Raw genomic sequence first — 25,476 nt, 5'->3', positions numbered from 1 at the left:
CTTTCTAGCTATTTAGAGTTAAAGAGTTAAGGGCAATAAATCAAAGGCAAATGCACTGCATTTGCCTTTTTTATATGCCAAAATAATCAATCTATTATTCAATTGGAATACACTAATGAGCCAAGCAAAATCAACATTAGAACAATGGCGGATCGTTCAAGCGGTCGTTGATTTTGGCGGTTACGCTCAAGCTGCTGAACAATTGAATAAAAGCCAATCTTCGCTTAACCATGCTGTGGCAAAGTTACAACATCAACTCGGCATTAATTTACTTGAGGTTAAGGGGCGTAAAGCTTATCTCACAGAACAAGGCGAGGTATTGCTTCGACGTTCACGCCACTTAACTCAGTCGGTTGAAGAACTAGAACAACTCGCGACCAATTTAGGTCAAGGCTGGGAACCAAACCTGACCATTGCTCGTGAGATTATCTATCCAATAGACACGCTCGTCGAAGCACTGAATGCATTTTTACCACACAGTCGCGGCACAAGAGTCACCATAATCGATTCGGTCATCACCGGAACCCAGGAACTGATCCAAAATAACCAAGTAGACATTGCTATTTGTGCAGCATTACCTAAAGGCCATATTGCTGAACCTTTATGTGAAGCGGTATTTGAATTGGTCTGTCATCCAGAACACCCTCTTGCTCAACTCGATTACATAGAAGATGACAAACAACTCGCGCAACACCTGCAAATAGTCATTAAAGATACAGGACTAAAATCAAGTAATGATATTGGGTGGCTAAAAGCCGAGCAGCGATGGACAGTGTCTAACTTTCACGAAGCGAAATCTATTTTAGCAAAAAATATCGGTTTTTGTTGGATGCCTAGTTTTGTGATTAAACAGGAACTGGTCAATAAACAACTGACTCGCTTACAATTACGCGGCAGCACTCAACGTAAAGCCATATTAAACCTTGTGGTCCCAAATAGAGATCAACAAGGCCCTGCTTCCAAGTTACTTGAAAATCTCATTTTACAGCAACATAAATTACCAATGAACTAGCTCAGCGATAACACATCTTGTTGTTCCGTTTAAAATCAACTATGTATATACGAGTGCCAGGAATAGACGTAATCACCTGAATTTAATGATTACTTTAGATGTTAGTTTGACATAATTATTGATAATTGAATGATAAGCGGTAAAACGGCTAACAGCACAAATCCATTCACGTCATTATTTGTTAATAATTGTTATTGAGAATTGTTTGCTTAAATTGCTAGGTGATAAAAATAAGTCAATATAAGCAATAGATAATTTTAAACGTAAAACGCAAAACCTTGGTACTTCGAATTGGAAGTATTCTGTTCAGATAGTTGATTTTGATATGGATTATAACGACTTGCTGAATTAGCTTGTTGATTCATATTGCCTGCCGAAACCGATTGGAATTCAACTCCACTCGCAGCAATCCCCGACTCGCGATCATTGGCGGTGAGTGTTGAACTAATAGTGACATTCGGATCAAAGGATGCAGTATTTGCAGACTCAATAGGTTTGGTTTCACTACTTGATATTATTGTTTGAGCTCTTAGTGTATCGTCACTATTAGAATCCTTTTGCATAAAGGAGGCTAATGGATCGCTGCTATCCGGCTGCTTAAAGATATTACCTAGTTCAGTCAAATGCTCACTGTCTTGTACACTCATTACCGACTGTTGGCGCTCTACAACCAAGGCTTGTTTAGCCTCGTTCATATACTGAACCGCTTGCGCAGCAACACGAATGTCGGCCATTGAGGGTTGTACTGGCGCCATTGCCGCTGCATAAACCTTTTGCATTTTACTTATCGTTGCTTGCGGGTCACCACTGATAGGTGCAACATCAATACTGACTTCACCATCAACAGCATAACGACGGCCATCTGGACCTTTCTCATATTCGTAGCTCGGACTTTGCGCAAAGCTTCCACCTACTGCTGCATGGGCTTGTTCGTGGGTTTTTACTTCGATATCACGTTTACTCAACTCGGAGATCTGCTGCGCTTCAGCTTGTTCTATTTGCTGTTGTTTCTGCTCAATTTGTTTATTAATTTGCTCTTTAGCGACTTCGGTATCTTGTTGAGCTTGTGCATTTACGGCTTGTTCTACTGCGGCATCCTCAGATGTTTCATCTGTATCAGTTGCCGAGGCTGAATTACTGAAAGTAGGCTGCTCACTAGCAGGCGTTTCATTTTGGCGGTCAACTGTGGATATAAAACGGTTTTGCGTACTTTGTTCAGTAGTAACATCGGTAAAGACTACAGGTTGAAATGGCGTCGTCTGCTGAGAGTTAGTAGGCTGATAAACGGTTTGTGGTTGAATAGCATTGGCCTTAACATTGGCCGTTTGAGCATTTGTTTGAGGAGACGCTTTCGGTGAATCATTATTTGATACAGACGTTTGTTGCAATACCGCAGCAATATTCATAGGACCACTTTTTAAGCTATAACTTCCAGCCACAGGTTGGATTGATGCGGCAGCAGAAATTGAAAGTGGTGTATCTGAAGTCGATGGGCTAGAAAGTGCAGTACTCGACTGTAATGAATTAACTGAATGAAATGACCGAGTACTTGTTGGAACATTAGCGGATACATGACTTGAGGTCGAATGTGAGCTTATTTGTGTACTGTTGCTATGGCTAATCACGGAAGTGTGGCCACTTCCGCTTTTGTGCGTCGCAGGTGTTGCGACGTTAATTGATGCGGGGCTGATTACCGCGTTCATTTTTACACTTCAATATCAATCAAACTACCAATCGTTTCAGATGCAGCTTCAATCACTTTGACAGAAGCTTGCCCTTGATTAACAGATTCAGTAGCCGAAATTAATGCAGAAGCCTGATCGTTAGGAGCCACCGCTTGAGAACTCAACGTGACAGTATCTTGAGTTGATGTAGGGACTGCTGGTTTTTGTTGATCGGGTATCGCCACTGACGTGGTTGCTTGCGCTAAACCTTGTTGTGCACTTTGCAATCCCTGCATACCTGATGCATACGCTGATTGAACTTGCATAATACGCTCCTGGCTATTAACCGTAATCTAAAGATATATTGCTATGTACAAACTTTAGCTTAAATCATAAATTAAACAGAAAGCTAAAATAAAAGTTAACATACCAAAATAAAGTGTAAAACTAACCTGAATTATTATGGCTTAAACACCCATAAATGTACAGTTTTTAAGCATTACATACCGCTATGGTTATTGATTTATCCAAGCCATTTCCCAATCTTTCCATAAGGGATTGAAACCAAGTTGTTTTAACCGAGAAACAACTTGATCAACTGAACGATCATCACTGATTTCAAATTGATCAAGTTGGGTGCTAGGGTTTAAATACCCTCCTGGCTGCGTTGAGCTTCCTGCACTTAAATGAGTGATCCCTAACGCCCATAAATTATCGCGTAAGCTCGCTAATTCTCTTGTCGACAAACTAATTTCCACTTGTGGATTAAATAATCTAAAGGCGCAGATCAATTGTACTAAGCCAGCATCATTGAGCTCTACTTTTGGGGTAATGCCGCCAGTGCATGGCCGAAGCCTTGGCAGTGAAATACTGTATCGAGTACGCCAATATGTTTTTTCAAGGTATTGTAAATGATGTCCCATAAACAATGCATCGAGTCGCCAATCATCTAATCCTAGTAACACTCCTAGACCAATTTTATCAATACCCGCCTTAGCAATTCGGTCGGCTGTAGCTAAGCGATAATTAAAATCTTGTTTTTTCCCACGAGTATGATGTTTAGCATAAGTGTGCGGCCGGTAAGTTTCTTGGTAAACCATGACCGCATCGAGTCCAAGTTTAGCTAAACGTTGATAGTGCATCGTTTCAAGCGGCTGTACTTCGATAGCTACATGGCTAAATTTGGACTTAACATGAGGTAAAATCGATTCAAAATAGTCGATACCTACTTTAGTTTCATGCTCACCAGATACTAACAATACCGAATCAAATCCCCGCTGTTTTATAATGGCAATCTCTTGATTTAATTCATCTTGATTAAGTGTTTTACGTTTAACTTTGTTACTCATGCTAAAACCGCAATAATCACATTCATTTGCACATAAGTTCGACACATACAGTGGTAAAAACAAACCAAGGTTAGCACCAAAGCGTTGCCGAGTTAACGCTGCTGATTGTTGTGCCATGGGTTCTAGATAGGCTATTGCGGCAGGCGATAACAGTGCCATTAGGCTTGATAAGTTACCGGTAGGGTTCAATAGTGCACGCTCTACATCTTGTGCTGTTGTTGAGTAAAGTTTCAGTGACATTACATCTGCACTCAGTTTTTCAAATTCATCAACAAATGATTTCATACACTCTGACCCAAAAAGCCTGTAAGAGGACTGGTTGCTAAAGCTTGACGATTTACAGGCCCAAGTCCTGCTTCGTATGCTTGTCTACCTGTAATAACGGCCTGAGCAAAGCATTGAGCCATTTTTTCAGGTTGCGCACTGCTTGCAATTGCGGTGTTAACCAACACAGCATCGGCGCCCATCTCCATTGCATGGCACGCCTGTGATGGCGAACCAATTCCAGCATCAATAATCACCGGTACTTGTGCCTGCTCAATAATGATTTTCAAAAAGGTTTCTGTTGCTAGCCCTTGATTACTACCAATCGGGCTACCCAATGGCATTACGGCTGCGCAACCAACATCCTCAAGACGTCTGCATAGCACCGGATCAGCATGAACATAAGGCATTACCACAAACCCTTCATCGCATAACTGCTTTGCTGCAAGTAATGTTTCGATAGGATCAGGCATCAAATATTTGTGATCTGGGTGGATTTCTAATTTAATCCATTTAGTCCCGAGCATTTCATAGGCTAAATGCGCGGCAAAAATGGCTTCTTTTGCATTGCGAGCTCCAGCTGTATTAGGCAGCAATTTTACCCCTAACGATTGCAATGGTGCTAACAGGTTGTCGTGGTTAGTATGTAAATCAATACGTTTCATCGCTAATGTCACCAACTGTGATTGCGACTGTTTGATTGCAGCTAACATCATATCTTGATCGCTAAATTTACCGGTTCCAGTAAATAAGCGTGATGTAAATTGATGATCGGAAATCGTTAACATGGTTACCCTCCTGCCACAGCAGAAAATACATTAATCCGGTCATATTGATGACAAATAACATGGTTCCAGCGACTTCGTGGTAACACTTCATCGTTGACCACGATAGCGATGGCGTTAATCGGCAGTTGCTTTAATATCAGCAGTTCAGATATTGTCACAGTACCCTTTAACGTTTCAGCTGCGCCGTTGAACACCACTTGGATTGATTGAGATGGGTGATTAGCATCCATGTGCGTACTCCTGCAATTGCGGCTGTTGGCATAATGTACATTGCTGATCGCGGTTCATTTTGGCTTGATGCCACTCTAGCGTTAACGCATCAAACCTCAGTAACATGCCGTACTGAGTAAAGGTGTTGCAGATATGCTGCAAACCGATTAATGCTTGCATACTGGCCATAACCCCAACCGCAGGCCCAAGTACACCTTGTTGTGAACAAGTTTGGTTAGTTTCGATGTCTAAAGGGTATAAACAGCGATAACAACCATGTTGCTTTTCATGCGTTATTTTAGCGCCAAAATCGATACAGAATAATTGCCCGTGATACGCACTGATGGCCGCGCTAATAAGGGTTAAGCCTTGGGTCACACAATGCTGATTAATAACATGGCGAGATGCGAAATTATCTGTACAATCAAATATTAATACGTCTTTACTTAACTCATCACTAAGCTCCGAAATGCTTGTTTCTGTTAACATTTCTGGAATTGCATCGAAATAGATATCTGAGTACAAACGCCTCAATGTGCGTTTGGCAGCAGTGACTTTATATTGGCCAATATCGGCCTCGTTGTATAACAATTGCCGTGGTAAATTATCAAGCGCCACCACATCATGGTCGAGTAAAATAAACTGCTTAACGCCTGCTGCAGCAAGATATTGCACTACCAACTGACCTAGTCCACCTAACCCTATAATCGCCACCTGACTATTTATAATTGCCAACTGCCCTGCTTCACCAATGTCGTTAAGTAGCATGGTCCGCGAGTACTGTATATATTGCTTAGCGCTTAAGGTATTCACACAGCCTCCTTAAGCACACCTGGTTCTTGTGATGCTTGACAGCCTCGAGTGAATTGCAACCACCGTTGATGCAATAAACGATATGCCTCACCGGGATCGTCCGCGTGAGTGATAGCTCTGACAACGGCAACATCCCCCACTTTGCTGCTGGCAAGCTGCTCAAGACGGCCAACGTCAACGCCGCCAATAGCTACTGTAGGATAAAATTTGCCCAGTAAACTCACATATTGAGTTAACTTAACCACTCCCTGAGGTGCTGATGGCATTTTCTTGGTAGTTGTTGGATAAATATGACCCAATGCGATATAAGACGGTTTACATTGGTGTGCTAACAATGCTTCAAAGTAGCTATGGCATGATATACCTAAGGCTAAACCGGCATCAGCTATTGCAGTTAGACTTGCACAGGCTAAATCTTCCTGACCAAGGTGCACCCCAAATGCACTGTGTTTTATCGCCAATTGCCAGTGGTCATTGATAAACAATTGCGCGTTAAAATCGCGCCCTATGGCAATAGCATCAATAATCTGTTGCTCCAGTGCCTGTAACGTTAAACCATTTACATGCTCAGAACATTTAACTCTAAACTGAACGGTACGACACCCTGCGGCTAAGACAGCGTTTAACTGTGGTAACGAGTCCAACACGGGATAAACACCTAACGGAGTCGCTACAGGGCGAAAGGCTTTGTTGCCACTATAAGCAGTATTACCCTCAATGCTTGTAATGGTGGGCATAGCACTTAACTCATTAGGCCAGCCTGAACGCGTCAACACACCAGGTCCTTCGCCAATAGGATAACTGCCGCTTAAGCCTTTATTGACATAAGCTTTTGCTAACACAATCGCGTCATGAAGCACAAATTGATGAGCGACAAAACACGCGATTGCCGATGACAAGGTACAACCACTTCCATGATTATTGTTGGTATTAACTCTTGGGCTGGTGAGTTTAAACACTTGATTATCATAAATGTGGCTTGCACCCAGTACACTTCGTGTCACATAAACATCAGTAGCTTGCTGCTGTTGCCAAAGCGCATCGCCGCCTTTAGCAAGCACATGACAATTAAAATGGTTAGCGACCCATTTAGCAGCCATGATCATGCCCAGCTCATCATTATCATTGTTGGTAAAGGTAGTTTGGTTACTTGAATGTGGATTGCCAGACTCTATATTACTAAATTCGGTGTTACTAGACTGGTCATTACTCAATAAGAGTTTCGGGCATAAACGAAACAATTCATGTTGATTTGGTGTAATCAAACTTATTAAGCCTGCTAACGGCTTAAAATCTATCGTTTGTTGACAAAACTGCGCGCCACTGCTGGCCACCATGACGGGGTCGAGTACCACAAAAGGTAATGTGGTAAGCCGGCTTACACGCGATAACCATTTTGCGACAATATCAACTTGTTGTTGATTAGCCAATAAGCCAATTTTAATCGCTATTGGCACTAAATCTGCCCATAAAGCATCTAACTGCCCAATTAACATCTGCTCAGATACTGGCTCAACTAGAGTAACATTCACCGTATTTTGCGCGGTAATACAGCTAATCACGCTGCAACCATGACATTGAAGATCGTTCATTGTCAGCAAGTCGGCTTGTATACCCGCTCCGCCGCTACTGTCGGAACCAGCAATGGTCCATACTATAGGTTTCTTATCGACTTGCGTGTGCATGCTTGTTGTCATAGCTCAAGCCCTTCTTCAGTCTTGGCTAGAGAAACCTCATGATAGATGGCCGAGCCTGATGCTTTAAATTCTGCCGACTTTTGCTTCATTGCTATGGCGTTATAATCATTTGCAGTGGTGAGTTCAATAGGTTGCACTTCGGTATGAATATGAGGATCGTCGAGAGATTTGGCGTATTCACGTACTTCTTGGGTGATTTTCATCGAACAAAATTTAGGCCCACACATAGAACAAAAATGAGCCACTTTTGCAGATTCTTGCGGTAAGGACTCATCGTGATATGCACGTGCAGTATCAGGGTCTAACCCAAGGTTATATTGATCTTCCCATCGAAACTCAAACCGCGCCTTAGATAACGCATTATCACGAACCTGTGCCCCCGGATGTCCTTTGGCAACATCAGCTGCATGCGCTGCAATTTTGTATGCGATTAACCCTTGCTTTACATCGTCTTTATTTGGCAAACCTAAATGCTCTTTTGGGGTGACATAACACAGCATCGCGACGCCATACCACGCCATCATTGCCGCGCCAATACCAGAAGTGAAATGATCGTAACCTGGCGCTATATCGGTAGTTTGCGGACCTAATGTGTAAAATGGCGCTTCATCGCATAGGCTAAGCTGTTTTTCCATATTGACTTTAATCAACTGCATCGGCACATGGCCGGGGCCCTCGATTATAGTTTGCACATCATATTGCCAGGCTATTTTGACTAACTCGCCCAGCGTTGCTAATTCTGCAAATTGTGCTTCATCATTGGCATCGGCAATACAGCCAGGACGCATACCATCACCAAGGGATAACGACACATCGTATTGCGCGCAAATTTGACAAATATCTTCAAAGTGTTCATACAAAAAGCTTTCTTTGTGATGACTTAAGCACCACTTTGCCATAATGGAACCACCACGAGAAACAATGCCTGTAAGACGCTTAGCCGTCATCGGTACATAACGCAATAACACGCCGGCATGGATGGTAAAATAATCAACGCCTTGTTCAGCTTGCTCTATAAGTGTATCTCTAAATATTTGCCAATTAAGATCTTCGGCAACGCCATTTACCTTCTCAAGCGCTTGATAAATCGGCACGGTACCAATCGGAACCGGAGAATTACGAATGATCCACTCGCGGGTTTCATGAATATAACGACCCGTGGATAAATCCATTACAGTGTCGGCCCCCCAACGTGTAGACCACACCAACTTTTCGACCTCTTCTTCAATCGATGAAGTAACCGCTGAATTACCAATATTGGCATTCACTTTTACCAAAAAGTTACGTCCAATAATCATGGGTTCAGCTTCAGGATGGTTAATATTGAGCGGAATGATTGCCCGGCCTCTTGCTACCTCATCTCGAACAAACTCTGGCGTAATGAGTTGGCCAATTTGAGCACCAAACGCTTCACCAGGGGCTTGTTGTGTGAGGACAGTATCATGCACATCTGCGCGGGCCATATTTTCACGAATGGCAATGTATTCCATTTCGGGAGTAATAATACCTTGTCTAGCGTAGTGCATTTGCGTAACTCGTTTACCGACGTTAGCACGTCGTGGTGCATTAAGACCGTCAAATCTCAAATGGTCTAAACCATCATCAGCTAAACGTTGCTGAGTAAAACCAGAACTTGCGTGAGTTAATTGCTCTGTGTCTTGGCGCTCTTCAATCCAAGCTCGACGTAATTGAGTTAAACCACGACGAACATCGATATCAGCATTGGGATCTGAATAAGGTCCTGCGCAGTCATATACCATTACTGCGGGGTTTTCCTCGGTGATAGGATGTTGATCAGTTCCACCAATTCGCGTGCTAGTTTGATGGATTTTCCTCATGGCCACCAGCAGATCGGATCGACTACCTTTGAGATAGACTTTTTCAGAATTAGGGTGTTGTAACGGTTTTAGAGTATCAATAAATTGTTGAGCTTTCGCTCGTGTCTGACGACGGTTTGAATTTGACATTAGCAACCTCATTTATAAGAGTAGAGTTGCTTGTCAGGAGAGGTGTTGATAAAAGCCATGAGCCACAAGTTAAATTGTGATTCATGTAATAATCAATACGTTAAAAATGACACTTTTGTATCTATTTAGGCTCAGATTAAGTTAATAAATTGATGTAACAAATCAATCAACCAGTGCGCTAAATTATCAACATGATGCCGTAATAACAATGATTATTACGCTTGTTTCCTTCGCAGGTTCTAGCCTGATCAGGTTCAACGGATCCCGAATAAACGGTCTCAGCCATAATGGCACTCCGACAAGATGTTAGGCAGTATAAGCAAGCTTACATGAGAAAAACAAGCACTAAATTTGACACACCTTCGACTTTATAATTCCTTAAACTGGAATCTCACACCCCAAATAAATACCCTTATTCTGTATTTGAACTGGTTCATTCATACTGTAAAAAAGAAATACCTTGAGGTGCGGCAATATGTCGCATTCCATCGATTTATTAGTAGGTTATAATTTTCTAATACAAATAAATTGAGATGAAATTTATTCATCCTAATTAATAAAAAAATAGATATGGTGAAAATTTTGACTACAAAAAATGCTCAAGGCATTAAATTTAATAACAATATCAACTTGACTTACTCATCAATTTCTTTGGCTATAATGGTTGCGTTATCGGCACCTGTTGCAGCACAGACCTCAACACAAAACAAAAGCTCTGACATTGAAAGGGTTGAAGTCCACGGTCAACAAAATGACAATAAAGACTTATTAGGTTCAGCAGAGCGCTTGCTATCGAAACAAGGAGTAGAGTTTTCACAGGCTGGTGGTCTATCAGCATTACCTATTTTGAATGGCATGATGGGCGATCGCATTAAAGTGCTTATCGACGGCAGTGACATTACTTCATCATGTGCAAATCACATGAATCCACCACTATCTTACGTGGCAGCAAGCCAAATCACCTCCGCCCAAGTTGTAGCAGGCGTGTCGCCAGTCAGTGCCGGTGGAGACAACATTGCTGGTGTAATTAAAATCGATAGTTTAAATCCAGAATTTACCTTAACTGACCAACTAACATGGTATAGCGGGAATGTGTCCGCGGGTTATAGAAGTGTCAGCGATACGACCTTAGCCAGTGTCAATGCCACTGTGGCCCGTGACAAGTTAAGTTTTAGTTATCAAGGCTCTTTTGAAGATGCTAACAGCTATAAAGATGGCAATGGGGATACCGTTTTAGATACCCTATATCAAGCACAAAATCATGCATTAATTGCAGCCTGGAAAGACGATACGCAACAACTTGCCGTCAAATTGGCTCATCAACATATTCCATATCAGGGTTTCGCTAATCAATATATGGATATGACCAACAATGACAGTTATGGCGCAATACTGCGTTATCAATTAGCTCTTGAAGATGAAGGTCAATTTACTGCACAAACGAATTGGCATAGTGTCGAACATGATATGGGGTTCTTCACGCCAGAAAAAACCGGCATGATGCCGATGAAAACCTCAGGTAAAGATTTTAGCTACCAGTTACATTGGCAACTTCCAATGAGCAATGACAGCACGTTATTGCTTGGACAAGAATATTACCTGTATCAACTTGATGATACCTGGCCTGCTATAGAAGGCTCATCTATGATGGGTCCAAATGATTACGTCAACATTAACGACGGTAAACGTAAACGTGCTGCGGTATACAGCGAATGGCAACAAACGGTAAATGCACGGTGGTGGATATCTGCTGGGGTTCGTTATGAATATGTAACAATCAGTACTGGAGAGGTGCAGCCCTATAACACCATGAGTATGATGGGCATGAGTAACGTCAATGCGTTAGCAGCAGATCAATTTAATCAACTTTATCGCCCACGTCATGATCATATTATTGATGCGACCCTATTAGCTCGATATCAATTAAGCGATAACGAAATCATTGAACTTGGTTTAGCTCAGAAAGGCCGGGCTCCTAATTTATATGAGCGTTATAGCTGGGGCCAAAGTACAATGGCGACAACCATGATAGGTTGGTATGGCGACGCAAATGGCTATGTGGGTAATCCAGATTTAAATCATGAAACCGCACGTACTCTGAGTGCGGCATATACACTAGTGCAAAATGAATTTACAGCCTCTGCTACAGCTTGGTATAGCGATATCAATGACTATATTGATGGAAATGTTATTGGTAGCTTTAACAGCACTAGCAGCGAGCTAAACCGTCGTAATATTTTACAATTTACCAATGTTGACGCGACAATATTTGGCACGCGTTTGGATGCAAGTTACCAGTTAACAGAAAACGATAATGGTAAATGGTCAATTGCAGCTAATGTCAGTGCTACTCATGGCGAAAGAAACGATACCAATACGCCTCTATATCAAATAAAGCCATTACAGAGTGAATTAACACTTCAACATCAACTTGGTGATTGGAACAATAGTATTAGCTGGCAATGGGTGGACACAAAAGACCGGGTCGACAATAATCGCCTAGAAAACAATACCGACAGTTACTCGCTACTGAACATCGCAAGCAGTATTGAATGGCAAGCTGCAACCATGACCGTAGCAGTAAACAACTTGCTTGATGAATATTATCAACTGCCTTTAGGTGGGGTTAATATTGCTCAATACAAGCAAGATAATACCCAAGGCTTTACTCAGATGAATGGCGCCGGCCGTTCCGTAGAACTGAGCGTAAACTATGCGTTTTAACGTAACCTATGCGACTTGGAGTTTGAACCTACACAGAAATTGTTGTTTAAATAGCGCCCTGTAAACCTTATTTGATACGTGTAAAACAATTCATAATCCAATTAAAAGCCTAATTCAAAGCCCTTACATTACTGTAAGGGCTATTTCTTTGGCATTGCCACTCAGAGAGTGATACTAATTCCACTCATTATCTGGTCATTCAGCGGGAGTTATCTGTCTTCTAGGCAAGTAATAGAATGGTAGTCATAGTTTTTCTAGATACTTATATGCCTTGATGCCTTGATGCCTTGATGCCTTGATGCCTTGATGCCTTGATGCCTTGATGCCTTGATGCCTTGGCAGTCTAACTTCCAAGCAATAAAAAAGCCCTTACATTGCTGTAAGGGCTTGTTTATTTGGCGGAGCGGACGGGACTCGAACCCGCGACCCCCGGCGTGACAGGCCGGTATTCTAACCAACTGAACTACCGCTCCAAAACGGTTTGTTTACACTTAATGAAATCAACATTATAACATTACGTTGTTATTGAATTTATTAAATGTAAACAGTCACTTGAATGGCGGAGCGGACGGGACTCGAACCCGCGACCCCCGGCGTGACAGGCCGGTATTCTAACCAACTGAACTACCGCTCCACACAAGTGCGATGAATAATAAAGTTGTGATAATTAATCGTCAACTACTTTTTAACTGTTTTAACTCGTTTAGCTAAAAAACACACAATTATTGTATTTAAGTACAAAATTCAAGCATTAATCGATTAAGTCATTTGCTAGTTAGCTTTTATCATCTGGCATTGTTAAATCAATATCGTCCAAATCTAAGCTTTCAAGCTCAGTTTCTTTTGGTTTTTCTTCCTGAGGTGGATTTTGCTTTAAGCGCTCTTCTGCCGCAGCCATAGCTTTAGCTAAGCTTTGTTTTTTACGCCATACAATTATGCCCACAATACCAAACAGAAACAAAACACCATTGACGGTTACAATCCAAAATATGGCATCATCTTTAGCTATCTGTTCTTCAATAGCCGCTTGAGCTGCTGCTTGCTCTGCGAGTTCTTCCGCTGATGGGCCGGGTTTTGGTGGCTCAATTAAATTGAAAAACATCTCGGGTAAATTGAGTACGATTTCACGCCCCCCCACCGCAGTAGAAACGACAGTCCCCTTGACTCGATAACTACCAAACTCAGTAACTTTAGGCAAATACAACACTTGTTCGGCACTAGTGAGGTCTTGCAAGATGATAGGTAATTGAAGTCCTGCTGGGCCAACGAGTTCAAATTCAAAATGAGTTTCAGCTAACAAGACTTGAGTTTCATCTACAGATAACTGGATTTGCCATATACCTTTTAACGGATCATTATTAGGGGCCATTTCAGCTTTAATGGGTTGTTTAGATAGCTCAAACGGCATCACATATTCACGCTCAAACACATTATTACGTGCAGTAACGTTTAAAATATAATGCCCACTTGGTTGTTCTAAGTTTTGAGCCCCTGTAAATATGCCATCATCAGGAGTTTCATCTAAATCTTCGCCATTATCTTTATAAGCACCAACAATAATGGTACCTGTGGCAAAGTTATCATCCCCCGCGATATGCTGGCTGGTAAAGCGAGATGTCCACTCGACCATGTATTCCAACCCTGGCATTCTCATCGTCAAGTTGTCACCCAACAGGCGTGCAGTCACTTTGAGGCGCTCCCCCTGAAACAGAGGTTGTGGTAAAGGTTGTACTTCAATGTCGAGTTTAGAGACTTTTTGAATAGTAGAGCCTTCGGTAACTTGCCCGAGTAACTGCCATGGACCCGCCATCGGCTTTTCTATATGGATCATGTCAGCAGCAATACCATCAACCCACTTGACGGTTTGTGGATGGCGATTTGAATACCATTTACTGCCATCTGGTAGTACAACGACTACTGGTGCTGAACCATAATCTCGTTGAATAACCAAGGTTAAGTTATCTACCATGTAATCAATACGAAATCGATTCTTAAGCTCTGCAGCTTGCGAGGCTTTAACAGGTGCCGCTAACGCAAAAGATTGCCAAGCCATCAAAGGGCTTAACAATAATAAACAGGTAAGGGCCGCGTAGCGTGAAAGGCTAACAATCATATAGGTGGGTTTACCCTCTCCAAAGACATTTTCCAGACTTGGCAATGAGGTCAAGTCGTTGTTCGTGTATTACTATTTCATCGGCCGATGCCCCGACGACTTTAAGATTAAACGCTGAAGTGTCGATTTTTTTTATGCCACCACCTTCTTGACCCGCTTTTTCATTAGACAAATTAAACTTAATTTGTCCGCCAGTCATAATTAAGTATACGTCGGCTAAGATTTCAGCATCGAGCAATGCGCCATGATAAGTTCGACGGCCATTATCAATACCATAACGACGACATAAGGCATCAAGGTTATTCTTTTGCCCTGGATGTAATCGCTTGGCAATTGCTAAACTGTCTAAAATACTACAAATATCTTTGGTTTTAGGCCCTATGGGGTTGAGCTTTGAAAACTCATGGTCCATGAAGCTCACGTCAAAGTTTGCGTTATGTGCAACAATCTCTGCGCCGTCAATAAAATCGATAAATTCTTGTGCTATTTGATGAAACCGTGGCTCATTTGCCACACGTTCATTCGTAATTCCGTGAACCTCGATGGCTTCAGGATCAATGGCTTGACCAGGATTGATGTATTGATGATAAGTTCGTCCAGTTAAACGGCGGTTAATCACCTCTACACAACCGATTTCGATAATCCTATGCCCAATATAAACAGGGCCACCTGCTTGGTTCATACCTGTGGTTTCGGTATCGAGAATGACTTGACGACTCGCACTTGAAATAATGTTCATAATTTTTACTCTTTAAGCCCTCGCCCCTATCTAAATTGAGTATACTGGCGCGAATATTTTGCTATGGTAACAACTTGATGGCCGAACTCAAACAGCTGTATATTTTTACTGATGGATCTTGTTTAGGCAATCCAGGTCCTGGAGGCTATGGCGTAGTGATGAAATACCAACATCAAACACATGAAATTGCCGATGGCTTTAGCCTCACCACCAATAACCGCATGGAATTACTTGCCCCAATAATCGCACTAGAAGCATTATTTGAACCTTGCAATATTATCTTAACCAGCGACAGCCAATATATGCGCCAAGGTATCACATCTTGGATCCATGGTTGGAAAAAGAAAGGTTGGATAACATCAGCCAAGCAACCGGTTAAAAATGTCGACTTATGGAAACGCTTAGATGCGGTAAGCCAAAAACACAATATCGATTGGCGTTGGGTTAAAGGTCATGCCGGGCATGTTGAGAATGAACGCTGCGATACCTTAGCCAGAAAAGCCGCGGAAGCAAAACCAAAACAAGTTGATGCAGGTTATCAAGCTGAATAAATAGCGAGTACGAATAGAGTCAGTATAAATACTGACTCTATATATCATTTGTTTTTTGACAAACCTGTACGTCCTGCACTAGGCGCTGTAGACCAATTAGGGGCGCTAATTTTAGATTTATCTTTTATAGGTGTTAACGGTACGGTAAGTTTACGAGCAACAATAACGTAGACACTGCCAGTACTCGGTAACCAATGTGCTAAACTTTTTTGCCACCAAGGTTGATGGTCGGCCTGACGACCAACGGGCCCTAATAATGAATGGTGCATTAAACGCTCATCTGCCAACACTTGATATCCTAATAAACCTAGCCAATCCTTTACCCGTGACGGCATAAAAAACTGCCCATTCCACGGCACTTTACTTTGATATTTAGGTAATATTTTACCTGCAAATACTGGACTCACTGGATTAAAACCGACAATAAACACATAGCCACTATTAATCAGAACACGATCAAACTCACGTAAAATTTGATAAGGATTTTGTTCAAACTCGAGTAAAAAGCAACTTACAACAGCGTCAATAGCATTTTGTTGTAATGGTAAATAATGAGGATCTGCTTGTATATTGGCATCAAGGCCATCAAACAATGAAAAGTGGCGAGCAATTGAACAATGCAAACTATTTATTTGGCTACTGAGCGCACCCACTTTTAACAAATGGTAGCCAAATATACGTGGCCACCAAGGAGCGAGTGCCGCTTCAATTTCTGCTTGCAATATTTCGCCAAACGGTAAGTCATGCCAATATTGTGGTACTAACTTTGAGTTTGCCACTTATAACTCCTGCTCCCAATAACCTTAACGACTTTCATGGTGTTGCACTTGATGTGATTCGGTTTTATCCGTTACCCTAACAGATAATTCAATATCACTCGAGTCAGAATATGCTTAGCGTCCATACCATTCCAGCCTTTAACGATAACTATCTTTGGTTAGTGCATCACACTGACAGCCTTGACGCTTATGTCGTTGATCCTGGTTGCGCAACCAGTGTTATTGATTATTTAGCGACCACACAGTTAAATCTGGTCGGTATTTTAATCACTCATCATCATAATGATCACACCGGCGGTATTAAACAACTGCAACAGTATTTTAATCATAAGCTCGATGTATTCGGTCCAAGTAATGAACGTATTGATGGGCTCACTATCCCATTAATCGTAGACTCTGTATCAACAATTAATATCCCTCACTTAGGCGAAACACAAGTGATGGCTGTACCCGGTCATACTTTAGGTCATGTCGCGTATTATATTGATAGCAAATTATTTTGCGGTGACACGTTATTTAGTGGTGGTTGTGGTCGATTATTTGAAGGTTCGCCAAGTCAAATGCTGCAATCATTGAAAATGCTGGCCACATTACCTGACATCACGCAGGTGTTTTGTGCTCACGAATATACCCGTGCAAATCTCGACTTTGCTCAACACGTGACCCCAAACAACCAAAAGTTAAATGAATATGCGGAAAAAGTAGACCAATTACGCTCACAAAACATCCCTACTATCCCTAGCACAATCGCAACAGAAAAAGCCATAAACCCATTCTTACGTTGTCATCTAAATGAGACTCAAGTCGCAATTTCGAATCATCACAACATCGCCAATGTTGATGAAATTCAAACATTTACTTTATTGAGAGAATGGAAAAACCAGTTTTAAATGAACATGAAAACACTTTAATAAGACAAGCCAAATGATTTAATCTACAATGCAAAACTGAACTAAAGCATGACCAAAAGAGTCTCATAGGCATTTGGTGTGTTCGATCCTTATTTTAAGGCCTGAGAACTTGAGGAAGTGTATCTTCAATGAAAGTAAATTTATTTATTATTGCCGGCAGCATATTGGCGGTAGCGGGGTGTCAGACGCTCCAAACTACTGAGCCGCAATCTGACAACGAGCAACACAGTGTTGCTATCAAAGCTAAAAGCAAAAAATCAGCAACGGTTACAATCGATGAAATAGAAGAGCAAGTTGCCGAAGTTAATAATTTGTGGCTGCGGATCAGCAATAAAATGCAGCTTCCCGTTACCGATAATGCTTTGGTTGCCCAATACCGACAATGGTATTTAGACAATCCAAAGCATTTAGAAATTGTTACCCAACGTGCTAGCCCTTTCCTATATTACATTGTTGAACAACTCGAAGCGCGCGACCTCCCTATTGAACTTGCTTTACTGCCTATAGTGGAAAGTGGTTTTGATCCCTTAGCCTATTCAAGCGGCCATGCTTCCGGGTTATGGCAATTAACACCGCCGACAGCAATGTCATTTGGGGTAAAAACCAACTGGTGGTATGACGGGCGTCAAGATGTTGCATCATCAACTAAAGCCGCGCTGGATTTATTACAATACTTATATCCTAAAATGGGCAACAACTGGTTTTATACAATAGCAGCCTACAACTCAGGTGAAGGACGTGTATTAAATGCCGTAAAGCATAATCAAAACCGAGGCAAACCCGAAGATTTTTGGTCTTTATCATTGCCGAAAGAAACAGCACATTATGTGCCGCAGCTACTTGCACTCGCGGATGTGATTAAGCATGCTGATAAGTATGGTATTACGTTAACCCCTATTGATAATTCACCACAAATTGAAGTAGTTAATATCGAAAGTCAGCTTGACATTAACTTAGCAGCAGACTTAGCTCAAATAGACATTGTCGATTTAAAAGCGATTAATCCAGGTTTAAAGCGCTGGGCTACCGCCCCGCAAGGCCCACATCAACTCGTTGTACCGAGTGATAAAGCCGCTAGCTTTAAACGTGCATTAGCCACTGTAGAGCCTGACTCACGGATTAACTGGGTTCGCTATAAAATTAAATCCGGCGACAGTATTAGTAGGATTGCTGATCAATTTGAAACGACAGCTACGTTAATTCGTAGCAGTAACGGCATTAAAGGAAACAATATTATTGCTGGTAGATTTCTTATTATCCCTGTTGCGGCAAAAGATCCTGATTTAGCTACTATGACGGCTGACCAAGTTCTTGCTCGTAAGGCTGTGGTAAAGTCGAGCCCAAATAAACAGGCTTATACCATAAAATCAGGTGATTCATTATGGAAAATAGCTCAATCTCAACAAGTGTCTGTTGCACAATTAATGAAGTGGAACAACCTTAAGCAGCAGTCAACATTGACCGTGGGCAAAAATTTGGTTATTTACCCTAACGAAGTGGCTGTCAACAATGCAAGCAAAGAGAAAACAGTCAACTACCGTGTAAAATCGGGCGACTCTTTAGCACGTATTGCAACGAAATATAATGTGACCGTTACTGAGTTAATTGAATGGAACAGTTTACAAAACAGTAAACTGATTCAACCTGGGCAAATCTTGAAACTGATTGTCACTAATAGTTAATTGCAATTAGCAATAAAAAACGGACAAGTTATTACTTGTCCGTTTTTGTTTGTAGCAATGGTTGTAGTTTAAAAACCTAGAATCCATTCCTCATTTTATCTAATACATTTAAATCACTGCGACTTAAGCATCACGCTTTGAATCACTGGATTAAATACCAAGCTTTTTAAATAAGCCATCTTTCAATTTCTCTTTGGCTTTATCTGCTTCATCTTTAAATTGGCCTTCCAATAACGCTTTAGTATCAATACCAAATTTAGGCTCTTGGAAAGTCCCTTTAATGGTTAATGGTATATCAACCCCTTTTAGTGATTCATCTACCGCTTTGCCTTGCCCCGCGAGCGAACCAACAACACTGGTCGTCAATGTGTAATCTAACGCTTCAGAGGCAATATTTGCAGTCCCCTTGCCTTTTAAACGGATCAAAGGTGCTGCCATAGCTAAATCAGGATTTGTTACTACGGCGTCTTTCATCGTGAAGCTACCCGTTAAACTGGTAAAATCGGTTTTCAGTTCTTCTTTAGTATCGGCAGACAAATCACCTTTCAACTTTTGTTGAGCGCTACGGATCATTTGCGGAATATTAACACCATAAAGTGAACCGTCGGCAACTTCAAATTTACCCACTGCATCAAGATTCTTTTTCAAGTTATCTGGGATCAAACTGGCGCCACTGCCTTTGACTTCAAAACTCGCTAGACCAGAGAGTAAATCAATTTCAGCGGCATCCATTAATAATGGTCTAATGTTTACCCCTATCAATTTTTTATCGAATTGGTAAGTGGGTAAAGCTTTACGACCATCAAGTTTCGCACTCAAAGCCAGCTTACCTTCATACAGATCTGCTGTTAATGACGATAGCGTTAGTAGCCCTTTATTGGCGGTCATGTTTAACTGCCAGTTTTGCGTGAGCATATTACTGACTTTGATCGACTTAGCCGTAAGATTTACGCTTAAATCAATTGTGCTAAGCGCAGATAAATCAGGTTCGGCACTAGGACCGGTTTCTGTGTCTTGCGGGGCGTTTTCTGCTTGTTCTTCTTGTTTTGGAAATAGCGCATCAACATCAATATCACCAACATCTAAGTTCATCGCAATCTTAGGGATACTGTTTGCATAATTGACCTTAATATCACCCGTGGCGGCGATATCCATTGCAGAAAGCGCAGTGAGTTGTAACTCAATGGTTTTAGCATCTAAGGCCATGAGCATTTGGGTCGTTATTTCCGCATTCACCGACTTATTCGGTAAACTGTCACCCTGCGCATTATGACTCATGGTAAAATCATTAATGGTGACAAGCTTTAAGTCCTGATCGATTTTAAGCTTTCCTTGACCCGACGAAGTCACTGTCATATCCGGTAAGGTAGCAGAAAACTCATAAGCAAAATCAGCAAATTTCCCTAAACTAAATTGTCCTAATGTAAAGCTTTTTAAACTGAACGTTTGAGTGGTATTGGTCGCTATATCAATTAAGTTGATATTGGTATTGGTTAATTCTATTCCACCGATATCGAGTGTTTGTAACGCCATTGCTTGTGCGTCACTGTTTTGAGTTGTTGCAGGTGTTTGTGCAGCAACATTAGCATCACCGATTAAGCCATCAAAACTGGTTTTACCATTTTTCTGCGTCACTAAATTTAACGTTAAGCCATCGAGTTTTAATAAATCAACTTCAATATGCTGGCTAAATAATGGCATTAACGCCACATTGGCAACCGCTTCATTGACATTTAACATCGATGCTGGAGCAAAATTTTCTGGGTTGGAAAGTGAAATACCGCCAAGCTTTATGCCTAATGATGGAAATACACTCCAGCTCAGGTCTTCGGTAATTTGTAAGTCACGCCCTGTTTGCTTTTTAACGGCATCGACAATTTGCGGCTTAAAATTATTAAGATCGAAAAACATTGTTAAGTAGACTGTTATGCCTACAACGAGTGTTAGCATAATTGCTAATAACCACTTTACTACTTTCATTTTTGCTTCCTTGTCTGTACTTTTTCTATTGTAAAATAGACAAATCTAACGACTGTTGGCTTAGGGCAATACCATTAAGGTCAGCATAAATCATCATGCCAGGTTTAACGCTTACACCAGCAATATCGATAGTAACATTGACTTCGCCAACATCTTTTTTGTCTGTTTTAATCGGATTGGTACCTAACGCCTGCACACCAATTTGCATTGCACTAATTGCACTCGCATCTCGTATGCATCCATTAATGATTATGCCTTCCCAGCCATTGTTATACGCATTAAGGGCTATCATGTCGCCCAGCAATGCACGCCGAGTTGAACCACCACCATCGACCACTAACACCTTGCCATGCCCGGGCTTTGCGAGCTCAGATTTAACCATTGAATTATCTTCAAAACACTTAACCGTTACTACCTCACCAAAAAAAATTGGCTTTGCCCCAAAGGAGCGCCATGGCGAAGACAATAAAGTCAATTTTTCAGGGTAATGATCAAATAAATCAGGTAATAAATCTAGCATGAGTCCTCCTTGAGAATCAAAATCTTAGGTTACTGATAATTATGCTATTCAACAAGTTTTGTTAATTATCGATAATCTAGTGAATGCTTTTTACACAAATTAACAATACGAAAGGTGACTTAATCGTCAAATATGAATATAATCCCAAAAAATAACGTAGACAATCATACTTATGAGCAACGATTTAAATTTACAACAAATGATGAATGCGTTTGACGAATTAGATTTTGAGCAACGCACAACCTCAAATCTTGAAAATGCCCGTAACAAGCAACAGATGACGGCATACATCAATTCGTTAGATTACAGCTTGCGCCGCTTATTGATTTTACAAGAATCAGTCAATGAGATTGTAGAGCAGAAACAATCCGATCTTGTTAAACAAGAACATATCCAAACCTATAAAACCAAAATCATTAATTTATCTCGTCAATATAATATTTCATATCAAGACGTCATTAATATTATGGTACAGATGTCTCAATAATATTTAACCATAGCTTATATTTGAGATTATTTAAGTCGTCAAATTAGCACCATTGACGACTTAAACCTTATGTTAATACGCAGATAACAACAGCTATCTTCAATATCGTTTTACACCTTAAATTGCTCAATAAGAGTATCAAGACGCTCTGAACCCTGTTCAATAGCCACACTACTTTTATTTATCTGTTCATTTTGAGTTCTGTTCTCTAACGACATATCACTGATGCGAGTTATATTCATATTGAGCTCTGCAATCACTGCATTTTGCTCTTCTGTAGCGGTCGCAATTTGAATGTTCATTTGTGAAATCTGTCCAATGGATAATTTTATATTATTTAAGGCACCAACAACTTGTTGAGTATCATTCACCGTCTCTGTTGATTTGGTTTTAGCACGCGCGACAGATGCATTAACCGTATCAACTGCAGAACGAATCGCATCGATAATTTGGTTAATTTCATTGGTGGATGCTTGGGTGCGACTAGCCAATGTACGGACCTCATCTGCAACAACAGCGAAACCTCGACCAGCTTCACCAGCTCTCGCAGCTTCAATTGCGGCATTTAAAGCCAATAAATTTGTTTGATCAGCAATACCCACTATCACATCTAATATCTGACCTATTTTACTAGAGCTGACTTGCAGCCCTTTTGCCACTTCCTCTGTTGAGATGAGTTCAGTAGAAAGCTCAGTAATTTTCTTCATTGCTTTATCGACGACTTCTGCTGATATATCAGCTTCACTGTCGGCTTCATGTGTGCTGTCTGCAGCTAATTTAGCATTGGATGCAACTTCTGCGGCCGTCATCGACATTTGGTTTATCGCTGTAGCAACATTCTCTGTCTCAGCTTGGACATTAACCGATATTTGATTAGCCTTTTCAGCAACAATAGACATGTCTTTTGCTAATCGACCAGACTCGTTGACTGACTCGCCAACTGATTTAATGACTTTTTGAATTTTGCTGGTAAATACGTTGAAGTGATGCGCTATTTGCTTTAACTCATCATCACCCTCTTCTGACAAACGTAACGTTAAGTCTCCTTCCCCTTTAGCGATGTTTTCAAATGCACTAATAGTTTCTCGCATTGGGACAGAAACACTGCGAACGATAAAATACAGCAGCGCAATAACAGGCAACCAAACCAACACAAGTAATAATAAATAGTCACTAATAAATTGTCGTTTGTCAGTTTGAATATCATCAACATAGATACCTGTACCAATAATCCATCCCCAAGGTCTAAAACGTTTAACTACTGACATTTTAGGACTTGGTTGTTCTTGTTGAGGTTTATTCCACATATAATCTACACGCACAGTGTCTTGGTTTTCAGTCCCTTGTATCATTAATTCAAATAAAGCCACTCCGTCCGGATCTTTCATTCCTCTGACTGAGGTATTCACTAACTGTTTTGCAAATGCATGTTGGATCATGGTGCCTTGGGTATCAATACTAAAATAATATTCATTTCCCGAGTAACGTAGTTTATCTATCGCGGCTAACGCCATCGCTTTAGCAGCGGGTTCAGTTAACAGATTTGATTGGCTGTCTTGGTAAAATTTATCAGCAATAGTTACTGCTGCATCAACAAGCGCATGCAACTTGGCCTCTTTCTCCCCCACTAAAACAGACTCGACTCGATTAAGTGAAAACCAAAAAACAATGACAGTAGCAATAATGGCTAATGCCAACATCCCCATTAACCTATTGGCAATTGTTGTTTTACGGAACAACTGATTAAACGTATTCATACATGCACCATCTCTTTATGATTTATACTTATTTTTATTGATGAATAAACACAATTTTTTCTTTAACACATATTGTTTAAGCATAAATAACTGTTGCGCTTAAGTGCTTATTTGTCAATCAAAGTGGTTAATTTATATCGGATGATTTTTTGATAACTGAACGTGATGTGCTGTATATTTTTTTAAGATGTTAAAGTTTGTATGTAAGGCAGAAGTGATGAAGAGATTCGATTCTAGCGAACATCCAATAATGTAGGCAAAAGATCAGTAACACATGGCAAAGTGATTATTTAAATATTACTGGCTCTGTATAAAAGTAAGATTCGCCTAATCAGCATATACCGCAACTTGATTCTTACCAGCCTGTTTGGCTTGGTACAACGCTAAATCTGCTTGTTTTATTAAATGAAAATCGCCTTTATCTTCGGCATGTTTTGAAGCCAAGCCAACAGACACTGTCACTAATAATTTATTTATTGGCCAAGTTAATTCTGCAATCGCATCACACATATCATGGGCGATTTTGTGACATTGTATTGGAGACAAATCGATGAACAAACACAGAAACTCTTCACCACCATAACGAACACATACTTTATTACGTTCATGACAATGGAGCTTAATGGTGGCGGCAACCCGTAAAATCACTTCATCACCAAATGGGTGTCCGTATGTATCATTAATCATCTTAAAATTATCAATGTCTATCATTAAAACAGACAGTTGTTGAGCACGACTTGAAATTCGCTCCAAATTAGCTGATAAAAATAACCGATTATTTAAGCCCGTCAGCGGATCTGTTTGATTTTGTTTAGACAAAATATGTTGGCTTTTTCTTAGAGACAATTGTTGGTTTCTAATTTGAATAAAACTTAAGAAACTTTTTTGAGATTCGGACTCTCGCCTTAGACATGCCACAACAGCAATAAAGTAAACGGCCAAAAATATCATCAAATTATCTAAACCGTTTACAAAATCTTGGCTAAGTTTTACCGAAGAAATCAGCACGACATGTGTTAACAACATTAATGTCAATAATAGCCAGGCTTTGCTAAAGCCCAAACGGGATAGTGCTCCCACATACACTAATACTAGTAAACCGGCTAATTGATAATGTGAATGACCGAGGTACATAGCGTACTGCGCAACATAAGTGAACGATGAAAACACACTAAACACTAAAACAAACTCGCCAAGTTCTAAGTAATGCGGCGCTCTGTGCCTAAGTAATAACAAAATGCACACACAAGCTAAGGAAAGAAAAATCTTAACGCCGATAACGAGCCAAAGATAAGACTGTATATGGTAAATATCAGACACTATAAAAAATAAATAAATAGGCACCACACACAACGTATACAACGCATATGGCAATAACAAATGATGAATTTGATAATGCCTATAACGTAACTTAGTGAACGGAGCTGCCGCACTTAAGAGGTTAATCTTCAAATATCGCCTCACTTATG

21 protein-coding genes, 2 tRNA genes and 1 riboswitch are annotated in these 25,476 nt (G+C 40.8%); of the genes, 6 read left to right on the top strand and 17 right to left on the bottom strand.

Annotated features, from left to right (window positions below; all coding sequences use genetic code 11):
- Window positions 1-115 precede the first annotated feature (115 nt).
- Complete coding sequence (locus tag IEY40_RS01225; protein ID WP_188952573.1) at window positions 116-1,012, top strand: LysR family transcriptional regulator; 897 nt, start codon at window positions 116-118, stop codon at window positions 1,010-1,012.
- 257 nt (window positions 1,013-1,269) lie between these two features.
- On the opposite strand, the gene IEY40_RS01220 is transcribed toward IEY40_RS01225, so the two are convergent.
- The 8 genes from IEY40_RS01220 to thiC all read right to left on the bottom strand — a co-directional run bounded on the left by IEY40_RS01220 (window position 1,270) and on the right by thiC (window position 9,764).
- A complete protein-coding gene (locus IEY40_RS01220; protein ID WP_188952571.1) occupies window positions 1,270-2,715 on the bottom strand; it encodes a putative metalloprotease CJM1_0395 family protein in 1,446 nt (481 codons plus the stop codon).
- A gap of 2 nt (window positions 2,716-2,717) precedes the next feature.
- The gene (locus IEY40_RS01215; protein ID WP_160052849.1) at window positions 2,718-3,002 is read right to left on the bottom strand and encodes a chemotaxis protein; all 285 of its coding nucleotides are present in this window, start codon (window positions 3,000-3,002) and stop codon (window positions 2,718-2,720) included.
- Between the two features lie 189 nt (window positions 3,003-3,191).
- Window positions 3,192-4,310 carry a 2-iminoacetate synthase ThiH gene (thiH, locus tag IEY40_RS01210; protein ID WP_188952569.1) on the bottom strand — a complete coding sequence of 373 codons (1,119 nt, stop codon included), beginning with the start codon at window positions 4,308-4,310 and terminating at the stop codon, window positions 3,192-3,194.
- Window positions 4,307-5,077, bottom strand: a complete 771-nt coding sequence (locus IEY40_RS01205) for a thiazole synthase (protein WP_188952566.1) — start codon at window positions 5,075-5,077, stop codon at window positions 4,307-4,309. The genes thiH and IEY40_RS01205 overlap by 4 nt, the downstream gene beginning before the upstream one ends.
- A 2-nt stretch (window positions 5,078-5,079) precedes the next feature.
- Window positions 5,080-5,307 (bottom strand): sulfur carrier protein ThiS, encoded by a 228-nt coding sequence (thiS, locus tag IEY40_RS01200; protein WP_188952564.1) that lies wholly within the window; start codon window positions 5,305-5,307, stop codon window positions 5,080-5,082.
- On the bottom strand, window positions 5,297-6,100 hold the full coding sequence (locus tag IEY40_RS01195; RefSeq protein WP_188952562.1) for a HesA/MoeB/ThiF family protein: 804 nt from the start codon (window positions 6,098-6,100) through the stop codon (window positions 5,297-5,299). The genes thiS and IEY40_RS01195 overlap by 11 nt, the downstream gene beginning before the upstream one ends.
- Window positions 6,097-7,797: a thiamine phosphate synthase gene (gene thiE, locus IEY40_RS01190; protein ID WP_188952560.1), complete on the bottom strand. Its 1,701-nt coding sequence runs from the start codon at window positions 7,795-7,797 to the stop codon at window positions 6,097-6,099. The genes IEY40_RS01195 and thiE overlap by 4 nt, the downstream gene beginning before the upstream one ends.
- Complete coding sequence (gene thiC, locus IEY40_RS01185) at window positions 7,794-9,764, bottom strand: phosphomethylpyrimidine synthase ThiC (RefSeq protein WP_188952558.1); 1,971 nt, start codon at window positions 9,762-9,764, stop codon at window positions 7,794-7,796. Before thiC ends, thiE begins: the two co-directional genes overlap by 4 nt.
- A gap of 208 nt (window positions 9,765-9,972) precedes the next feature.
- Window positions 9,973-10,072: riboswitch (TPP riboswitch) on the bottom strand.
- Window positions 10,073-10,424: 352 nt separating this feature from the next.
- Here thiC and IEY40_RS01180 point away from each other — a divergent pair.
- A complete protein-coding gene (locus tag IEY40_RS01180) occupies window positions 10,425-12,488 on the top strand; it encodes a TonB-dependent receptor plug domain-containing protein (protein ID WP_428848132.1) in 2,064 nt (687 codons plus the stop codon).
- Between the two features lie 396 nt (window positions 12,489-12,884).
- Here IEY40_RS01180 and IEY40_RS01175 read toward each other — a convergent pair.
- The 4 genes from IEY40_RS01175 to dnaQ form a co-directional block, all read right to left on the bottom strand.
- Window positions 12,885-12,961: transfer RNA gene (locus tag IEY40_RS01175), tRNA-Asp, on the bottom strand.
- Between the two features lie 84 nt (window positions 12,962-13,045).
- A tRNA-Asp gene (locus IEY40_RS01170) sits at window positions 13,046-13,122 on the bottom strand.
- 141 nt (window positions 13,123-13,263) lie between these two features.
- Window positions 13,264-14,541 carry a TIGR03503 family protein gene (locus IEY40_RS01165; RefSeq protein ID WP_229776970.1) on the bottom strand — a complete coding sequence of 426 codons (1,278 nt, stop codon included), beginning with the start codon at window positions 14,539-14,541 and terminating at the stop codon, window positions 13,264-13,266.
- Window positions 14,542-14,611: 70 nt separating this feature from the next.
- Entirely contained in the window at window positions 14,612-15,340 is a 729-nt protein-coding gene (dnaQ, locus tag IEY40_RS01160) for a DNA polymerase III subunit epsilon (protein WP_188952553.1), read from the bottom strand.
- Window positions 15,341-15,417: 77 nt separating this feature from the next.
- On the opposite strand from dnaQ, the gene rnhA reads away from it, so the two are divergent.
- Window positions 15,418-15,891: a ribonuclease HI gene (rnhA, locus tag IEY40_RS01155; protein WP_188952551.1), complete on the top strand. Its 474-nt coding sequence runs from the start codon at window positions 15,418-15,420 to the stop codon at window positions 15,889-15,891.
- A 44-nt stretch (window positions 15,892-15,935) separates the two neighbouring features.
- On the opposite strand, the gene IEY40_RS01150 is transcribed toward rnhA, so the two are convergent.
- Window positions 15,936-16,670 (bottom strand): methyltransferase domain-containing protein, encoded by a 735-nt coding sequence (locus tag IEY40_RS01150; RefSeq protein ID WP_188952549.1) that lies wholly within the window; start codon window positions 16,668-16,670, stop codon window positions 15,936-15,938.
- A 110-nt stretch (window positions 16,671-16,780) separates the two neighbouring features.
- Between IEY40_RS01150 and gloB the strand changes: the two genes are divergently transcribed.
- Together gloB and IEY40_RS01140 are read left to right on the top strand one after the other, a co-directional pair.
- The gene (gene gloB / locus IEY40_RS01145) at window positions 16,781-17,560 is read left to right on the top strand and encodes a hydroxyacylglutathione hydrolase (protein WP_188952547.1); all 780 of its coding nucleotides are present in this window, start codon (window positions 16,781-16,783) and stop codon (window positions 17,558-17,560) included.
- 149 nt (window positions 17,561-17,709) lie between these two features.
- Entirely contained in the window at window positions 17,710-19,263 is a 1,554-nt protein-coding gene (locus IEY40_RS01140; protein WP_188952545.1) for a lytic transglycosylase, read from the top strand.
- 150 nt (window positions 19,264-19,413) lie between these two features.
- Here IEY40_RS01140 and IEY40_RS01135 read toward each other — a convergent pair whose 3' ends face one another.
- Both IEY40_RS01135 and IEY40_RS01130 read right to left on the bottom strand, forming a co-directional pair.
- Entirely contained in the window at window positions 19,414-21,243 is a 1,830-nt protein-coding gene (locus tag IEY40_RS01135; protein WP_188952543.1) for an AsmA family protein, read from the bottom strand.
- A gap of 25 nt (window positions 21,244-21,268) precedes the next feature.
- Entirely contained in the window at window positions 21,269-21,763 is a 495-nt protein-coding gene (locus tag IEY40_RS01130) for a putative 4-hydroxy-4-methyl-2-oxoglutarate aldolase (protein ID WP_188952541.1), read from the bottom strand.
- A gap of 172 nt (window positions 21,764-21,935) precedes the next feature.
- On the opposite strand from IEY40_RS01130, the gene IEY40_RS01125 reads away from it, so the two are divergent.
- Window positions 21,936-22,250: a hypothetical protein gene (locus IEY40_RS01125; RefSeq protein WP_188952539.1), complete on the top strand. Its 315-nt coding sequence runs from the start codon at window positions 21,936-21,938 to the stop codon at window positions 22,248-22,250.
- Window positions 22,251-22,360: 110 nt separating this feature from the next.
- Here the strand turns inward: IEY40_RS01125 and IEY40_RS01120 are convergent, their stop codons facing one another.
- A complete protein-coding gene (locus IEY40_RS01120; protein ID WP_188952537.1) occupies window positions 22,361-24,007 on the bottom strand; it encodes a methyl-accepting chemotaxis protein in 1,647 nt (548 codons plus the stop codon).
- Window positions 24,008-24,334: 327 nt separating this feature from the next.
- Window positions 24,335-25,459, bottom strand: coding sequence for a GGDEF domain-containing protein (locus IEY40_RS01115; RefSeq protein ID WP_188952535.1), 1,125 nt, complete (start codon window positions 25,457-25,459; stop codon window positions 24,335-24,337).
- Window positions 25,460-25,476: the final 17 nt, after the last annotated feature.

This window comes from Shewanella ulleungensis (assembly GCF_014648315.1).
GTDB classification, from domain to species: Bacteria; Pseudomonadota; Gammaproteobacteria; order Enterobacterales; family Shewanellaceae; genus Shewanella; species Shewanella ulleungensis.
This window is presented reverse-complemented; position numbering and strand designations above follow the sequence as displayed.

Excerpts from the sequence above, each read along its gene's own strand:
- IEY40_RS01220 (WP_188952571.1), bottom strand. The coding sequence starts at position 2,715 with ATGAACGCGGTAATCAGCCCCGCATCAATTAACGTCGCAACACCTGCG.
- thiH (WP_188952569.1), bottom strand. The coding sequence starts at position 4,310 with ATGAAATCATTTGTTGATGAATTTGAAAAACTGAGTGCAGATGTAATG.
- IEY40_RS01130 (WP_188952541.1), bottom strand. The coding sequence starts at position 21,763 with ATGCTAGATTTATTACCTGATTTATTTGATCATTACCCTGAAAAATTG.
- IEY40_RS01125 (WP_188952539.1), top strand. The coding sequence starts at position 21,936 with ATGAGCAACGATTTAAATTTACAACAAATGATGAATGCGTTTGACGAA.
- IEY40_RS01225 (WP_188952573.1), top strand. The coding sequence starts at position 116 with ATGAGCCAAGCAAAATCAACATTAGAACAATGGCGGATCGTTCAAGCG.
- rnhA (WP_188952551.1), top strand. The coding sequence starts at position 15,418 with ATGGCCGAACTCAAACAGCTGTATATTTTTACTGATGGATCTTGTTTA.
- IEY40_RS01165 (WP_229776970.1), bottom strand. The coding sequence starts at position 14,541 with ATGGCTTGGCAATCTTTTGCGTTAGCGGCACCTGTTAAAGCCTCGCAA.
- dnaQ (WP_188952553.1), bottom strand. The coding sequence starts at position 15,340 with ATGAACATTATTTCAAGTGCGAGTCGTCAAGTCATTCTCGATACCGAA.
- IEY40_RS01140 (WP_188952545.1), top strand. The coding sequence starts at position 17,710 with ATGAAAGTAAATTTATTTATTATTGCCGGCAGCATATTGGCGGTAGCG.
- thiC (WP_188952558.1), bottom strand. The coding sequence starts at position 9,764 with ATGTCAAATTCAAACCGTCGTCAGACACGAGCGAAAGCTCAACAATTT.
- IEY40_RS01135 (WP_188952543.1), bottom strand. The coding sequence starts at position 21,243 with ATGAAAGTAGTAAAGTGGTTATTAGCAATTATGCTAACACTCGTTGTA.
- gloB (WP_188952547.1), top strand. The coding sequence starts at position 16,781 with ATGCTTAGCGTCCATACCATTCCAGCCTTTAACGATAACTATCTTTGG.
- thiE (WP_188952560.1), bottom strand. The coding sequence starts at position 7,797 with ATGACAACAAGCATGCACACGCAAGTCGATAAGAAACCTATAGTATGG.
- IEY40_RS01120 (WP_188952537.1), bottom strand. The coding sequence starts at position 24,007 with ATGAATACGTTTAATCAGTTGTTCCGTAAAACAACAATTGCCAATAGG.
- thiS (WP_188952564.1), bottom strand. The coding sequence starts at position 5,307 with ATGGATGCTAATCACCCATCTCAATCAATCCAAGTGGTGTTCAACGGC.
- IEY40_RS01215 (WP_160052849.1), bottom strand. The coding sequence starts at position 3,002 with ATGCAAGTTCAATCAGCGTATGCATCAGGTATGCAGGGATTGCAAAGT.
- IEY40_RS01205 (WP_188952566.1), bottom strand. The coding sequence starts at position 5,077 with ATGTTAACGATTTCCGATCATCAATTTACATCACGCTTATTTACTGGA.
- IEY40_RS01180 (WP_428848132.1), top strand. The coding sequence starts at position 10,425 with ATGGTTGCGTTATCGGCACCTGTTGCAGCACAGACCTCAACACAAAAC.